The following is a 15,221-nucleotide window of genomic DNA, read 5'->3' as shown; positions in this document are numbered from 1 at the left end:
ATCTGGAAACGTCATTGTAAAAAAGTGGGATGTTTTTTAAATCGCTACGTTAACCCGGTTATTTCACCACTTTAAGAACTCCCTGCATCAGCGACGAATGGCCGGGGAATGTGCAGACAAACTGATAATCACCGGGTGTAGTGGGTGCGGTAAAATAAATACTTTCGGAGGTTTCGGGCTGAAGAATGTTAGTATGATACAATACGTTTGGCGATGCCGGTACGTAGTTCATCTTCGGGCCATTCAGGTTTAATTTCAGAGCCGCATCGCCGACAGCATTAGCCGTAGCTGGTTTTGTGATCACGCAGTTATGCAGCATATCGTCGTTGTTATTGAAAACGAGCTTAATACGACTGCCTGCTTTTATTTCCCATTTCTCAACATCGAATTTCAGACCGGGCTTGGTGCCAATGGTAATAGTCTGATCTGGGCCGTTTGCCCAGTCGGCTGGCATCGTTACAACACGTTTGGCGTTTACCGATTTTACGTTTTTCGCCGTTGTGACGGCTTCTTTTTTCTCCGCAGCCATCATGTCGGTATGGTCGTGTTTAGCCGCAGCTATAACTCGTGCCGGAAGAGTTAGTTTTTCGCCAGGTGCAATGGCATTCAGCGTATAATAGCTAACCGAGTGCAGCAATGGCATATTCGACGCCGACCGAACGCCTTCGGCTTTGATTTCATGAATGAAACCTTCACGTAACACGGTATCGGCCACGATGCGAGCGCTTAGTCCATCAGCAGCCACCACAATTCCCCGAATGGGTACGGGGCGCGCATCTTCAATGGGACTTCCGTAGGTTTTGTGATACCGATACGTAAAACTATTAAGGCTGTAGCTTTCGGGGTTTTCGGCGGTCTTGCGATCAACAGGCAGGGTAAACGTAACTTCAAATCCGTCGGGTTTCGACGTAATGGTTTTCATCTCGAATGGCGTTTTACCGGTCCACACCAGCCGTTGAACACCGTATGAATCTTTACCGGTAGCAGCCCAGCCGCGACTTGTCATACCCACGAACATAGAACCATCCTGCCCCCAAACGGTACGTATAATACCCGATTGAAAACCTTCACGGAATGGGAAACACGCTCCCTGCCACTCACCATTTACTTTTTCGAGGGCCACCCGCATAATTTTACTATGTCCCTGATCGCCAACGAACAATTGTCCGGAAAAAGGTCCAAACGCGCCGTTAGTCGTATCTTCTTTAAAATCAGATGTAGAAATGCCCATCAATGTGTGCGGGAACCAGATTGCCGGAACTTTCAGGTTCTTCACCGTTTTGGCAACCTCAAACATCGGTTTGCCAGTGCTCGGTACGTCTTCGGGTTTCAAACTCAGTGGCGAACCCGGCTCGCTGGTCCAGCGCAAACCGGCTGGGTTACCTACGAAATCGCCTTTCGCTACGTGTGTCATCCGGCCTGAACCAACCCAGTCACCCTGATTTTCGGTGTAGAAAATGCTGCCGTCACGTAGCACGCCAAAACCGGCAGGCGAACGCATACCCGTTGCCCAGGGCGTCATTTCGCCTTTGTCGTTTAGTTTCAGCATCCAGCCGCGCCATTTCGCCAGACTGGCTCCGTAGCCAATCCAGTCGAGGTTGAGCGTGATAATCATATCGCCATCGGGTAGCATAACCGGGCCATAACTGTATTCGTGGTAGTTTCCCGATAACGGCCATTTGTAAAACGAGCTATATTCGTCTGCTACGTCGTCACCATCAGTATCGACAAGCTTGGTCACTTCGCCCCGTTGCGTACATAAAAAATAACCTTTCGGGTGCCACATCAGGCCAAGCGGCTCATGCAAACCAGAAGCAAATTTTTTGTACGTCGGCATACGGCTTCCCTGCATATAAGGGTTGCTAATCAGCCAGACCTCCCCGCGACGAGTGCAAGCGGCTAATCTGCCATCGGGTAGGGGAGCCAGTCCACCTACTTCCAATTTAATATCCTCGGGAATGGGGAGTGTAAGAATTCGGTAATAATCATCTTCACCTGCCGGGCGCTGTGCAAAGGCGGCAGAGGAAAAGAGTGCCGCAACGGATGTTGAAAGAGCGAACAGGAACGCATTGAAGTAAGTGAACTTCTTCATTCTATTTTTTTCATTATTCATTATAAATTCATTATCAGGCGATACGCAAACCGTTTGCTGTTTGGCGTTCGGTTTGAAGCAACGTAACGGTTCCATCAGCAGAAACAGCGCCCAAGACCAGACATTCACTCATGAACGTAGCAATCTGTTTGGGCGGAAAGTTGACTACGGCTACAACCTGTTTGCCCACCAGTTCGCTGGCACTATACAGTTTGGTTAATTGTGCCGATGTGCGTTTCAAGCCCAGTTCACCAAAATCGAGGGTTAGTTTATAGGCCGGTTTTCGTGCTTGCGGAAAATCCTCAACCGCGATGACCGTAGCCGTCCGAATTTCCACCTTTTCAAAATCGGCCCAAGAGATAGAATCAGTTGTCATGGTACGCTTGCTACGTTATTGGGTTGACCAATATGTTGATCCAACAACATAGCTGTGGATGAATTAGAAAATAATCGAGTACTGTACGGAAGCAGCCCCATTTTTCAGGTCTACAGGCAATAGCAACTCCTGCTTAGTGTTACTCTGACGGATTTTAGCCTTCGCTTTCGGCTCGATACGGACGTAATAGCTACGGTCGTTGATGGCGTATAATCCTTTCGCCACTTCCTCGACCGACGTAGCAGCGGCTACTCGACAATAAGGCGTTCCGTTGGTTGATCCATTGAGCGTTAGCGTACGCACGAGCGCATTTCCGGACGTAGCGTCTTGGCTGGTTTGAATGGCGTCAGTAACCGTCAGCCCGGCTAATTTATACTGAGTAGTGGGCTGACCCTGTTTGTCAACGGTCATACCAACGTAACGTAACGTATTTTCGTCAACGCTGTCAGGCCAGGCGGCTGCCTCGTTCTGAAGAACCATCAACGGCGTTTGTGGTGATGTACGAACCAATGTTCCCAGTGGGCTAAGCAATTGTGGTTCACCACGTTCATACCACATTTCGGTTACGTTGGCAAAATCACCTTTCCAGACTTGAAGTAGCGCCATCTGATTCAAATCGAGCGTGTAATGTATACCCGTTGGTGCGCCGACGGATAGACTATGCGTGCGTTTTGTTTTTTCGCCAGGCAACTGCACAAACGAACGAATTCGCTGGATTTTGTCCTGTGGACTGCTATAATCGGGATTCACACTGACCAATGCCACGGCATCAGGCTCGGGTAGTGAAGCTGGCGCATGAAGCGGCTGCGGGCGCGTATCGGCCAAAGAAATAAATAACCCTAAACCCGGCCGAAACCAAGACCGGGAAAAATAAACCCGGATATCGTGCGATCCGGCCGACAACGTAGTGGTTCCTGTGGCGGGCTGACCCAGCTCGAGGTGATTGACCGGAATCAACTCTTTGCCATCGACCCACAACGCTCCAGCTCCACCCTGATTTAGTTCGAGTTGATACGTACCAGCCTCGAAAATGTTAAGCTTTCCTGTGAAAAAGATAGAATACTGACGTGGCTGACCATACGAGACCTCATAGTTAAGCGTACCGACCGTATCCTGTTTTAATACTTTTTTCTGGGCCGCATACTTCGGGTCGAGAATATAGCCGCCTTCTACAATCGTGTAATTTAAGGGAGCTGTCCACTTCGCTACGTTGCGGGGCGACATGGTTCGAAAGCCCAGATTGCGTATCGCTACTGAACCCGATTTGGTTGACAGCATCAGCGGTCCCTTTTTGTTATTAGTCAGTATCTGACTTTCCCGAACGGTGATGCCGTTTATGGCAAATTTCTCGAGAACAGACGACCCTTTTCCTGCATTTACCTTATACCATATATCTACCGATTGCCATAAACCGGGTGCTTTAAGCAAACGAGCCGATTCCTGCGAGCCCGCCAGCCGAATAGCCTGACCCGTTGGTAAAGTCAACGTGACATCGGCATTGGCAGTCATTAACACGTCGACATGCATACGGAAGTCGTCGGTTGGTGTAGCCAGCGTGAGGGGTTCTGTTGAGCCAACAAGGAGGCTGTTTCCTGATTTGGGACGTAGCGACGTAGCATCAGCTGTAGGCGAGATTGAGCCAGCTAATTCCCAGCCTGTTGGGCGGGTAAGTTGCGTAAGTGGTACGGCTGGCAAATCACTCTGGGCATACAGGTTGAGCGACAGCAGCCAGGCAGATAAAATGGCGGGGCCATGTCGAAAAATTGACGATTTATTTTTGTTCATACGGCAGACAAAGCAGAGACTTCTGCTTTTGTATCCATCAAAAATAAGTAAAGTCTCCTGTTTACTCCTTACCCTCTAAAACTTTTGTCCGAAACCGTTTGCTCGCAATACTTTTCTAATCAGCATTGTTATTATTACAACCCGAAACGTATGATCGTTACGTAGAAACCAGCTATTTATGAGTACAGAATCAGAAGAATTTGATCATTCAGCAAATACACCGAAAAGGCAGACAAATCCATCGTCTGAGCCTGAGTACACAGCCGAGCCAGATAATCAGTCTGAGCAACGTAGCGAAGCGGCTTCGTCTGGGCCCGAGCGAACAAATGCACTTGAGTTCCTTAAACCCGCCGACGGATACGTAGTAACGCCTGTGCTCATCTGGCTGAATGTTGGCATCTTTATTCTGATGGCGTTGACAGGGGTGAATGTTCTGCAACCAGAATCACAGGATCTTATTCGCTGGGGCGCCAATTATTCTCCGTTGACCCTCGACGGTGAGCCTTGGCGACTACTGAGTAGTTGCTTTCTGCATATTGGTATACTCCATCTGCTGTTCAATATGTATGCGTTGATGCAGATTGGCCCTGTACTTGAGCCTTTATTGGGAACCCGCCAGTTTACGATTGCTTATCTGACCACCGGATTGTCGGGTAGTGTTGTTAGTCTCTGGTGGCATGATGTGGTTCTGGGTGCAGGAGCATCAGGTGCTATTTTTGGCTTATATGGCGTGTTCTTGGCGTTACTAACTACCAACTGGCTCGATGCCGAAACCCGACGTGGTTTGTTGAGAAGTATCCTGATTTTTGTTGGATTCAACCTGATGATTGGTCTTCAGTCGGGAATTGATAATGCGGCACATATTGGCGGATTGCTGGCTGGATTGTTGTTTGGATACGTATTTTACTGGGCTGTTCTTCGGCAGGGTTATTTAACTAACCGAAATTCAGTGTATTTACTGATTCCGCCAGTTGTTGTTTTGCTGATGTCGGCGTTCGTTTATACAAATACCTCGAACGTAGCGGCTGAGTATGATCGAATGATGAATCAGTTTGGGCAGCTCGAAAAACAGGCGATGGATGCGCTTCGATTACCCTCCAATACACCTGCGGCCGAAATTGCTAATGCTATTGATAAGAAAGGTATAGTTGCCTGTTGCCAGGCAATTGACTTGTTGAACAAGTCTGATAAACTCGAACTGCCCGAAAAGTTGCGACAACGTAACCTGCTACTACGTCAGTACGCTACGTTGCGGCTCAACAGTTTTAAAGTGCTGAAAAAGTCACTGACCGATACTACCCATGCCTATGATCAGCAGATTGCTAATTATAATCGGCAAATCCAGACTGTTTTAAATAAGCTAAAGGATAAATGAGTGCAGAGAATCAAGAATGAATAAGGAATAGAGTAATCTATCAGGTTACGAGAGCTTTCTTTGCTTATTGAGGAAGATTAGCCAGTTCGTTCGCCAGAAATTGCCGAAACCGCTCCTGCAATCCCTGAAAATGAGTCAGGTATTTCTGGCCCTCTTCGGTCACAATCGCTCCACCACCTTTTTCACCCCCGGTTTGTGTCGACACTAACGGCGCGTCGGCCTGTGTATTCATGGATTGAACCAGATCCCAGGCTCGCTTATACGACATCTGCATGGCCTTAGCTGCCTTGTTGATCGAGCCGGTACGTTGAATATGACTCAGAAGCTCAAGTCGGCCAATACCCATAAACCGTTCTGTTGCGTCGGGCGAAGTAGTTTCGAGCCAGATTCGGCCATTGATACGTAGCTGATTCATCGCTGATAGGGTTTAGATAGAGCGGCTAAAGTACATACTAATACATTCATTGGATAAGACGATAGAGTTTATCCGGGCAATTATTGGCTTGTTTCGGCTTCTGATAGTACCTTGCACCCGATAGATCTCTCGCCTTGTTCGCCCTCTCTCGCACTGTCTGTCTGCGACCTCGGCGACCGTTCCTGCTATCGTAACGGCTATGGACAATGTCGAATTACTCTCCCGCATTCAGTTTGCTTTTACAATTGCTTTCCATTACATCTACCCGCCCCTGAGCATTGGTCTCGGCGTTTGTCTGGTAATTATGGAAGGGCTGTATCTTAAAACCAAAGACAAAGTTTATGAGGAATTAACCCGTTTCTGGGTTAGGATTTTCGCGCTCATTTTTGGAATTGGCGTGGCTACCGGTATCGTTATGGAATTTGAATTCGGTACTAACTGGGCTACGTATTCTCGCTACGTTGGCGATATTTTTGGCTCGGCACTGGCAGCCGAAGGTATTTTTGCCTTTGCTCTGGAATCGGCTTTTCTTGGTATTCTGCTGTTCGGCTGGAACCGCGTAAGTCCCAGAGTGCATTTTATGGCTACAGTATTAGTCGCGCTGGGTTCTATATTCTCAGCTCTCTGGATTGTGGTGGCTAACTCCTGGCAACAAACACCCAGCGGTTACCGTATCGAAGGCGAAGGTATGAAAGCGCGTGCCATCGTAACGGATTTCTGGGAAATGGTCTTCAATCCATCATCGGTTGAACGGTATTCACACGTATTGATTGGCGCTTTTCTGGCGGGTTCATTTCTGGTATTGAGTGTCAGTGCGTGGTATATTCTGAAAAAGAAACACGTAGTGCACGCACAGGCTGCCTTCCGAATTGCACTCTGGGTAGCGGCTGTGTCGGCTTTGGGCCAGCTTTTTACCGGACATAAATCGGCTGAGGTAGTGACAAAATACCAACCCGCAAAACTGGCGGCAATGGAAGGCCATTTTGAGAAATCAGCTCCTGCCGATATGTATCTGATGGGTTGGGTTGATGCCAAGAATCAGAAAACAACGGGGCTAAAAATTCCGGGCGGACTGTCGTTGCTGGTGCATCAGGATATTAACCAACCCATTCCCGGCCTGAATAGCATAAAACCCGAAAACCGCCCGACGGCCATCAATTTTGTTTTTCAGACGTATCATCTGATGGTGGCTATCGGTATGACGTTGATCGCGCTGACGTTGTTCAGCCTGTATTTGCTCTATCAAAAAAAGCTGTTCCAGACGCGCTGGCTAATGGTGGTTTTCGTTTACGCGGTATTGTTGCCCCAAATTGCCAATCAGGTTGGCTGGTACACGGCCGAAGTTGGCCGACAACCGTGGGTGGTTTATGGGCTGCTACGTACCTCCGACGCGCTTTCGCAAGCCGTTAAGGCCGAACATGTACTGGCATCGCTCATCTTGTTTACGCTGGTGTATGTGATGCTCCTCGGTCTGTTTCTCTACCTGCTCAATAAGAAAATTCAGCATGGTCCAGACGTAGCGTCAGATGGCGAAACGTCGTCGCGCATGAACCCATCGTTTAATCCAATTTTAAATGAGTGAAAGAGTGAAAGAATGAAAGAGCGAATTGACCGTATGGCTTTCGCTCTTTCATTCTTTCACTCTTTCGCCTTTCTGCTTATGGATACCTTTCTTGGTCTTGATTTACCTACCTGGTGGTTTCTACTAATTGGCGCGCTTATTAGCGGCTACGGAATTCTGGATGGGTTTGATTTAGGGGCGGGTGCGTTACATCTCTTTTTTCGAAAAGAAGAAAGCCGACGTATTGCGCTCAATGCCATCGGCCCCGTTTGGGATGGGAATGAAGTCTGGCTGGTAATTGGAGCCGGAGCTTTGTTTGCGGCTTTTCCAATGGTTTATGGCACTATTCTATCGGTATTCTACCTGCCGTTTATCCTGTTTCTGGTCGCTATTATTTTTCGAGCAATCTCAATTGAGTTTCGAAGTAAAGAACAGATGGCCTGGTGGCGGCAACTTTGGGATGTGAGCTATGCCGTGTCCAGCGTTTGTATTTCGCTTTTGTTGGGCTTGATACTGGGTAATCTCATTCAGGGCATTCGGCTAAACGCCAACCACGAATTTGTTGGCGAATTAAAGGACTTTTTCAACCCCTATGCCGGGCTGATCGCCGTTACGGTGCTATCACTTTTTATGATGCATGGTGCGATGTATCTGCTGATGAAAACCGAAGATCGGCTCTACGCGAAACTGACCATTATTGCCAACAACACCAGCAAATTCTTCATCCTGTGCTTTCTGGCAGCCTCGAACGCTACGTTGATTTACGTACCTCACATGACAGCCATTTTCAAGAATCACCCTGAGTTATTCGTGTTGCCGATGGCGGCTGTGCTTATTGTACTCAACATCCGACGTAGCATCGAGAAACGACAATATCGACGCGGCTTTATCTCATCATCCATTACCACTGCACTGTTACTGATTCTGTTTGCGATGGGCTTATACCCCAATCTGGTACTTTCGACGGTTGATCCACGCGGGCACATTAGCATTTATGAAGCGGCTTCTTCCGATTCGTCATTACGTACCATGTTGCTTTTCGCTTTCATCGGAATGCCGCTGGTTGGTACGTATACGGTCTTTGTTTTCTGGACCTTTCGCGGAAAAGTTAAACTGGAAGAGCATAGCTATTAAGTGCTTTACCAAACAAGCAGAAGTATATTTCTGCTTTATAAATAGTGCTGTATCTTTACCATATTATCTGAATACGAATAAAAATGCCACAGTACGATTTTCGCAAGTATCATTATCGCTCTATCAACGCTGCCAATGATGCAGAACGGGCCGCTATCAATCAGGAACTGAAAGATTTATATACATCATTGCCCGACGACGAAAAAGACGATTTCAACCGGCAGCTCCAAACGTTTCTGGCTAAAGAAATGGGGCGGTTAAAGTCTGACTATGAATCTGTTAAAGGTGGTCTTGGCGATAATTGATACGTAGCAACAACCGCCAATTAAATCATTCCGCGTGCTTTTAGCTCCAGGTATTTATTTACGGTATTGGCGGTAAGATTTTTCGGAGCGGTTAAAATGGTCTGAATTCCGTATTGGCCTAACTCTTTCACAATCTGTTTTTTCTCATACGAAAATTTTTCGCCAATAGTCTTTAGATAAATTTCTTCCGTATCGGCAGCAGGGTCGTTAAGCAGAGTAGTTAACTCGGTATTTTCGAAAAAAATGACCAGCAACAGATGGTCTTTAGCTAATCGGCGGAGATAAGGAAGCTGGCGCTGCATACCGCTAACAGTCTCAAAATTAGTGAACAACAAAAGCAGACTGCGTTGGCGAACGTGGGTACGCACGCTGGCATACAAACTTTCGTAATCCGTTTCCAGAAAGCGGGTTTTCTGCCGATAAAGCAATTCCAGAATTTTAAGCATCTGACCCGACCGACGATCGGCCGGGAGCAATTGACCTATATGATTGGAAAAGGTTAAAATACCGGCGCGATCCTGTTTTAGTAATGCTATGTTGCTCAGAACCAAACTGGCATTAATCGCATAATCGAGAAGTGTTAACCCTTCAAACGGCGACCTCATTACGCGACCTTTGTCAATCAGGCAGTAAATAGGTTGCGAACGCTCATCCTGATACGCATTGATCATCAACGTAGTACTTTGAACGCTACGTCGGGATGTGGCTTTCCAGTTTATCGTTCGAACGTCATCGCCGGTAGAGTAGGGGCGAACCTGTTCGAATTCCATGCTGTGCCCGATACGTCGGATACGTTTGACGCCAATCTCATTCAGACGATTTGTGGCTGCTAAGAGTTCGTATTGACGCATTTGCAAAAACGATGGATAAACGGCGGCCATTTTGCCTTTCTCGAATTGATACCGACGTTTTAGTAAGCCTAATGGTGTCAGAACAAATACATTTACGGCACCAAAGCTGTATTCTCCCCGACGGGTTGGGCGAAGCTCGTAACGTATTGCCTGGGTTTCGCTCGGGTTCAGGCGAGCCCGAAACAGCACATCGCGCCGTTGAAACTGGAACGGAATTTCGTCAATTACTTCTACGTCGGCCCGAAAATTATACCGATTTTCGAGGTAGATAGTCAACGGATTCTGATCGCCATTTGATAGTCGTTCAGGTAATTCGCGACGGGCAAAAAAAGCGGTTCTCTGCCGAAACAGAAGCCAGCCATCTAGTCCGATCAGCAGGAGGAAAATCACGAAAACAATCTTTGCCAGTGGCAACAGAATCGGAAATGCGTAAGCCGCAATAAATAGTAGCGTAATACCAATTAAGGCGAACCACAAACGTAGAGCAACGAAAAGCGGACGGAAGAACATCAGGGGCGTTGCGTTTTTAGGTTGGCAAGGGCGTCATCAATTTCGGGCTCATAAAGTGAGTTGAAATCGTCTTCCTGGTAATCACTTGTTCGTTCGGCACGTAACGCTTTGAAAAAAAACGATGCATCCTGAAAAGCCGAACGCGCTTCATCGGTTCGGTTAAGCTGCAGTAACGCACGCCCTCGGTGGTATTGCACAAGGGCCGACCGACTGAAATTTTTAGCCGCTTTTTCCAAGTCTGTCAACGCTTTTTCAGGCTGTTGAGTTGCGATATAACTGACCGCCCGACTAACGTAATGTTTATAATTAACCCACTCGGCTCCATGTTTATGAGTTAATGAATCGATGCCTATACTGAACTGTTCAAGGGCTTTCTGATGGTTTCCCATGGCGCGGTAGGTTAACCCTTTCATATAGCTAACCGGATTATAGCCAACTATATCGTCGAAGTTTGGTGTCAATGCATCATAAGTATCGAAATGCACTAAGGCACGCGGATAATCGCGTAAGTGTAACAGATATAATTCGCCAACCAAGCCATGTTGTTTAGGATAAAGTCCAGTTGTTTTCTCCATCCATTGTTCGGCTTGTTCATACTCCTTGCGCCATAAGTAATTGAGCATACGCAGCCTATAATTTTCAGATGAAGCCGACAACGTATCGAGACGCTTTCTCTCACGGATGTCGTCGTAGTAAAACTGATTATTAACCTTTTGGTTGGTAATCAGCAAATTGGCATATGATTTCAGACGCTGTTCATCTGTCTGGCAGAATCCCGATATAGGGAGCAATAGCCATAAAAACCAGAATTTTCTCATGGCAGTATTTCAGTTATCTGGCCATTTTTAAGGCGAAATGTAAGCGACACGGCAACGTCGGACGGTGCATCGTCCTGACGATGCGATTCTAGAAGCATCGCATCTGTTGCTACGTAATCCCGGCAAATGGCCAATATTTGATTCAGCACGCGCTTGTCAAATGTTCTGGGACAATAATCTTCGCCAAATCCTTTTAGCAGAAATGCCCCTTTTGCACCTTTACAATTGACTTCAAACTGAACACGTACTAAACCAGATTCTCCTTGTTGATAAAGAGGTTGATACTGTTTTCTGAACAATTGAATGAGGTCGTAACGCTGGCTTCCGGCCAATCGATTGGTTTCGTACCAGCTTTGGCGATAACAGTTGCTACAGACCTGGAAACCACTTGGCCTACACGTATCGGCTTTATTGAGCGAGCGGAGGAATCGAAAGTTTTCAACAGTTACCACCTGTCCATTGCTGCCGATAAACTGCAACGATGTCGGTGAAATGTTTCGTAATTGCCTTATGTATTTACAGTTGCCTTCTCCAGTATATTGATTACCCCGAATGACCAGAAAAACCGACTTCTCTAGCTGGGCCAGCCTCCAGAAGTGTGCCGTTCGCTGCTTGGTCACTGTATTTTCCATTGCTAGTTTGCCATCTGGAAAAAGATAAAGAGTCAGACTATCCGACTGCCATACGCGTCCACTAAGAGTTTTATAAGTCTGAGCTGAATCAAGGGGAAAGTCATCGAATCGACGAAAAACCATCGGGTAATTTTTTCCGATGCGTAGAATGTTCTGTTGCAGACTAATTACACCCGGCGTATAACGGATCGTATCAAGCCGAATAGAATCACCCTGTTTATCCCAGGTAGCCGATAATTTGGGGGCTGAGCCTTCAATCATGCCGAATTGATACGTACCGTCGGCATCTAGTTGAAGATATATAGGTAACGGACAGGAAAGATCTAAATCCCACTCTGTGTGCACACCAATCCATTTCCCAATTAATTGATTGCGATCGGGTGTTTGTCCAAAAAGCAATGGAACATATAGAATGAAAAAGGTACAATGAATCATGGACAAAAAAGCCTTCGTCTTGCTCTTTCGTTCATTACTTACGTTATGCCGTTCATTCTTCATCATTAACGTGGCACTTCTATTTTCTTCACTAGTTGGGCCACTACCTCGTCGGCCGTACCGCCTTCCATTTCTCGTTCGGGAGTCAGAAGAATACGATGACGTAGCACAGAGGGCGCAAGTTCCTGAACATCCTCTGGCGTAATAAAATCGCGGCCATGTAACGTAGCAAGTGCTTTAGCACTGTTGAGCAATGCTACTGATGCACGGGGCGAAGCACCGAGATAAAGCGATTTATTGGCACGGGTGGCCTGAACAATCTGAGCGATATAGTCGAAAAGTTTATCTTCTACGTGTACCTGATGCACCTGAGCACGTAACGTAGTCAATTGTTCGGCTGTAAGAACAGCGTTTATGGCTTCGAGCGCATCCGATAAATTTCTACGCTGGTGATGACCACGTAGTATATCTACCTCTTCCATTGCGGCTGGATAGCCAACTACGATTTTAAATAGAAACCGATCTAATTGAGCTTCTGGAAGTCGATACGTTCCTTCCTGCTCAATCGGGTTTTGCGTAGCCAATACCATAAACGGCTCATCAAGATGATACGTAGTACCATCATTCGTCACCTGCCGTTCTTCCATCACTTCAAATAAAGCTGCCTGTGTTTTGGCGGGAGCCCGGTTGATTTCGTCTATCAGAATGAGGTTTGAGAAAATTGGGCCTGGCCGAAAAACGAAATCACCAGTTTTGGGCTGAAAAATAGACGTACCCAGTACATCAGAAGGCATCAGGTCGGGTGTAAACTGTATCCGGCTAAAGCCTACCGACATGGTTTTTGCCAGCAACTTAGCCGTTAATGTTTTAGCAACGCCAGGAACGCCCTCAATCAATACGTGCCCATCGGCCAGTAACGCTGTTAGTAGCAAATCAACAACCTGATGTTGACCAACAATCACTTTACCAACTTCAGCCCGAATTGCATCGATAGCTGATTTAATCGGACTAAGGTCTAAGCGGGAATCAAATGGAGTCATTGAAGTTAAAGTTAAAGGATAGCAGCTTGACTATGCTTTTCAATCCAAAGAAACAGGGCTTTCTTATAAAACGGGCAAGGAGTAGTTAGTCCTACTTTTGTGGTGGCTTAGATTGCAAAATCATGACTACCCCCCTTACTCGGTTAAAACTACGATATTTTTTCAACGACTTGAACAGATACCCAATCTGTATAGGTGCGACAATCGAAATGAAATACATTCCATTGCACTGTTCATCAATAGGTTAGTGATAGCTTTGTATTGTGGCCGAGACAGTAAACTCGTCTGTTTGCACCGACATTTGTTAACCACTTTAAAATCCTTTGTAAGGCTACGCAAAGGGCGTATCAACAGGCCATTTCCCAAGCTCAGCTTTCTATACTACTAGCTAAGGTGAACGTCGTCCTTTTTGAGTGGCCCGACCTAATGCTCAATGATGAGCTGAAACGTTGGTTTGCGTTAGAGGGTAAGTACTGCGTAGCCTTATACAGTGAAGTTTGTGTGCGTCTGATCAGTCGGATTATGAACGTAATCATGGTCGCATCAAGTATTGCAGCTACCGTTGTTTTCAGGTTTGTTCCATTAGTTTGGCTTCCCACTGTAAAGATGCAGACATCAATACAGTGACAGGGGAGCAGAGAATAAACGAGGGAAGCCTCAAACCCATCCGAGTATGTCATTCCTGCTATTTTTTATGCTTCTCAAACGTATTCATCCTTTTGCCGCTATGCACCGATGGGCTAAAGCCAATTATAGCTTGCTGGGTTGGCAACAAGCTCCGTAAAACCATCCGTAGGCGTTTTCTGGCTCTGACTGCTTTGATTCAGCAGTTAATGCCCGCTGTCGCTCAACAGTGCCAGCAATTACAGTACTATACCTTCGATTACAGCTTTGCCGATAAAAGCGTGTTTTGGGAACTGGGAGGCATCTGGCACAAAAACACATGCTTCTCAAGGTAGTGCCTCATTCCAGAATTGACACCGATGCCTCTTGGGCGAAAAGTGAGTATTACGGCTGGTTCTTGATCTGGTCGTATCACCTGTCACCATCGGAAGCCCTCCGCCAAACTTTACGCTCCTTAAAGAGCTTACCGTTCTGAATGGCCATACTTTGTGGCCTTATAAATGCTTGGATCGGGTCAGTGCTTACCTGATGATGGCCAGTTGCACGCTTCAATTAATCATGTACGATAATTTTTCCAATCAGCGGGAGTTGGGCAGTTTAGATGCATTTAAAACCACTTTTCAAAAATGCACACCCTTCACTTAAATAATTGGCTGATTCTGACCAGAGATAGTATAACCTATAACAATTTTTTTACATTTGTTGAGATTCAATTTACACTGCTACCAACTAAACTAATGCAAACTCAGGATAGGCCTTTTGATGTATTAGTGGTAGATGATGATTCATCCGTCAGCGATCTGTTGAGTTTGGTTGGTAGACGAGAGTTTGTGGAAGCTACGTTTATCAGCGTTTCAACGGCTTTAGAAGCCCTTTATTTTCTAGATGATCCACGGAATTGCCAGCCTAGTTTAATCTTACTAGATATTGATTTACGGGATGCTCTCGATGGCATTGAATTGATTCCCCTATTACAGGCACGGGTCAACAGGAAGATACCTATTGTCATGTTATCGCATTGTTTACAAAAGAATTACGTTCGGCGTTCCTACCAAGCTGGTGCTGCTGCGTACACGCGCAAACCAGAAGAACTCGTGGAATGGAGAACGTATGTTAATACGTTAAAGCAGTATTGGTATAACACAACTCTATTGCCAAAAAAAGAGTCATAAACTCAATAAAGTTGTCTGCGGGCGGAGGGTCTCTTACCTGTTTTCAGACAATTTTTCTCCGCACTTTGTCCAATAAAAGGTTGTAGGTTCCCCCAG

13 protein-coding genes are annotated in these 15,221 nt (G+C 46.5%); 5 read left to right on the top strand and 8 right to left on the bottom strand.

Features of this window, described 5'->3' with window-relative positions:
- Positions 1 to 58 precede the first annotated feature (58 nt).
- From ACYVD4_RS28130 to ACYVD4_RS28120, 3 genes are all read right to left on the bottom strand, one after another.
- Positions 59 to 2,092 (bottom strand): plastocyanin/azurin family copper-binding protein, encoded by a 2,034-nt coding sequence (locus tag ACYVD4_RS28130; protein ID WP_460951318.1) that lies wholly within the window; start codon positions 2,090 to 2,092, stop codon positions 59 to 61.
- A gap of 34 nt (positions 2,093 to 2,126) precedes the next feature.
- A complete protein-coding gene (locus tag ACYVD4_RS28125; protein WP_460951316.1) occupies positions 2,127 to 2,468 on the bottom strand; it encodes a tRNA-binding protein in 342 nt (113 codons plus the stop codon).
- A 63-nt stretch (positions 2,469 to 2,531) separates the two neighbouring features.
- Positions 2,532 to 4,253, bottom strand: a complete 1,722-nt coding sequence (locus tag ACYVD4_RS28120) for a PA14 domain-containing protein (protein ID WP_460951314.1) — start codon at positions 4,251 to 4,253, stop codon at positions 2,532 to 2,534.
- A 178-nt stretch (positions 4,254 to 4,431) separates the two neighbouring features.
- On the opposite strand from ACYVD4_RS28120, the gene ACYVD4_RS28115 reads away from it, so the two are divergent.
- Positions 4,432 to 5,628, top strand: a complete 1,197-nt coding sequence (locus ACYVD4_RS28115; protein WP_460951312.1) for a rhomboid family intramembrane serine protease — start codon at positions 4,432 to 4,434, stop codon at positions 5,626 to 5,628.
- 64 nt (positions 5,629 to 5,692) lie between these two features.
- On the opposite strand, the gene ACYVD4_RS28110 is transcribed toward ACYVD4_RS28115, so the two are convergent.
- Complete coding sequence (locus ACYVD4_RS28110; protein WP_460951310.1) at positions 5,693 to 6,043, bottom strand: winged helix-turn-helix domain-containing protein; 351 nt, start codon at positions 6,041 to 6,043, stop codon at positions 5,693 to 5,695.
- A 199-nt stretch (positions 6,044 to 6,242) separates the two neighbouring features.
- Here ACYVD4_RS28110 and ACYVD4_RS28105 point away from each other — a divergent pair, with 199 nt between their 5' ends.
- From ACYVD4_RS28105 to ACYVD4_RS28095, 3 genes are all read left to right on the top strand, one after another.
- A complete protein-coding gene (locus ACYVD4_RS28105; protein WP_460951308.1) occupies positions 6,243 to 7,625 on the top strand; it encodes a cytochrome ubiquinol oxidase subunit I in 1,383 nt (460 codons plus the stop codon).
- A gap of 12 nt (positions 7,626 to 7,637) precedes the next feature.
- Positions 7,638 to 8,738 (top strand): cytochrome d ubiquinol oxidase subunit II, encoded by a 1,101-nt coding sequence (cydB, locus tag ACYVD4_RS28100; RefSeq protein ID WP_460951306.1) that lies wholly within the window; start codon positions 7,638 to 7,640, stop codon positions 8,736 to 8,738.
- A gap of 83 nt (positions 8,739 to 8,821) precedes the next feature.
- A complete protein-coding gene (locus ACYVD4_RS28095; protein ID WP_460951304.1) occupies positions 8,822 to 9,043 on the top strand; it encodes a hypothetical protein in 222 nt (73 codons plus the stop codon).
- Between the two features lie 20 nt (positions 9,044 to 9,063).
- Here ACYVD4_RS28095 and ACYVD4_RS28090 read toward each other — a convergent pair whose 3' ends face one another.
- From ACYVD4_RS28090 to ACYVD4_RS28075, 4 genes are all read right to left on the bottom strand, one after another.
- Positions 9,064 to 10,407, bottom strand: a complete 1,344-nt coding sequence (locus tag ACYVD4_RS28090) for a DUF58 domain-containing protein (protein WP_460951629.1) — start codon at positions 10,405 to 10,407, stop codon at positions 9,064 to 9,066.
- A complete protein-coding gene (locus ACYVD4_RS28085) occupies positions 10,404 to 11,222 on the bottom strand; it encodes a tetratricopeptide repeat protein (protein ID WP_460951302.1) in 819 nt (272 codons plus the stop codon). The genes ACYVD4_RS28090 and ACYVD4_RS28085 overlap by 4 nt, the downstream gene beginning before the upstream one ends.
- The gene (locus tag ACYVD4_RS28080; protein ID WP_460951300.1) at positions 11,219 to 12,289 is read right to left on the bottom strand and encodes a hypothetical protein; all 1,071 of its coding nucleotides are present in this window, start codon (positions 12,287 to 12,289) and stop codon (positions 11,219 to 11,221) included. The genes ACYVD4_RS28085 and ACYVD4_RS28080 overlap by 4 nt, the downstream gene beginning before the upstream one ends.
- 65 nt (positions 12,290 to 12,354) lie before the next feature.
- Positions 12,355 to 13,329 carry an AAA family ATPase gene (locus ACYVD4_RS28075; RefSeq protein WP_460951298.1) on the bottom strand — a complete coding sequence of 325 codons (975 nt, stop codon included), beginning with the start codon at positions 13,327 to 13,329 and terminating at the stop codon, positions 12,355 to 12,357.
- Between the two features lie 1,361 nt (positions 13,330 to 14,690).
- On the opposite strand from ACYVD4_RS28075, the gene ACYVD4_RS28070 reads away from it, so the two are divergent.
- Positions 14,691 to 15,125, top strand: a complete 435-nt coding sequence (locus ACYVD4_RS28070; RefSeq protein WP_460951296.1) for a response regulator — start codon at positions 14,691 to 14,693, stop codon at positions 15,123 to 15,125.
- Positions 15,126 to 15,221: the final 96 nt, after the last annotated feature.

The sequence above is a fragment of the Spirosoma daeguense genome, from assembly GCF_054776875.1.
This window is presented reverse-complemented; position numbering and strand designations above follow the sequence as displayed.

Bases quoted from the DNA above. Each gene is read 5' to 3' on its own strand.
- ACYVD4_RS28130 (WP_460951318.1), bottom strand. From the start codon at position 2,092: ATGAAGAAGTTCACTTACTTCAATGCGTTCCTGTTCGCTCTTTCAACA.
- ACYVD4_RS28125 (WP_460951316.1), bottom strand. From the start codon at position 2,468: ATGACAACTGATTCTATCTCTTGGGCCGATTTTGAAAAGGTGGAAATT.
- ACYVD4_RS28120 (WP_460951314.1), bottom strand. From the start codon at position 4,253: ATGAACAAAAATAAATCGTCAATTTTTCGACATGGCCCCGCCATTTTA.
- ACYVD4_RS28115 (WP_460951312.1), top strand. From the start codon at position 4,432: ATGAGTACAGAATCAGAAGAATTTGATCATTCAGCAAATACACCGAAA.
- ACYVD4_RS28110 (WP_460951310.1), bottom strand. From the start codon at position 6,043: ATGAATCAGCTACGTATCAATGGCCGAATCTGGCTCGAAACTACTTCG.
- ACYVD4_RS28105 (WP_460951308.1), top strand. From the start codon at position 6,243: ATGGACAATGTCGAATTACTCTCCCGCATTCAGTTTGCTTTTACAATT.
- cydB (WP_460951306.1), top strand. From the start codon at position 7,638: ATGAAAGAGCGAATTGACCGTATGGCTTTCGCTCTTTCATTCTTTCAC.
- ACYVD4_RS28095 (WP_460951304.1), top strand. From the start codon at position 8,822: ATGCCACAGTACGATTTTCGCAAGTATCATTATCGCTCTATCAACGCT.
- ACYVD4_RS28085 (WP_460951302.1), bottom strand. From the start codon at position 11,222: ATGAGAAAATTCTGGTTTTTATGGCTATTGCTCCCTATATCGGGATTC.
- ACYVD4_RS28080 (WP_460951300.1), bottom strand. From the start codon at position 12,289: ATGATTCATTGTACCTTTTTCATTCTATATGTTCCATTGCTTTTTGGA.
- ACYVD4_RS28075 (WP_460951298.1), bottom strand. From the start codon at position 13,329: ATGACTCCATTTGATTCCCGCTTAGACCTTAGTCCGATTAAATCAGCT.
- ACYVD4_RS28070 (WP_460951296.1), top strand. From the start codon at position 14,691: ATGCAAACTCAGGATAGGCCTTTTGATGTATTAGTGGTAGATGATGAT.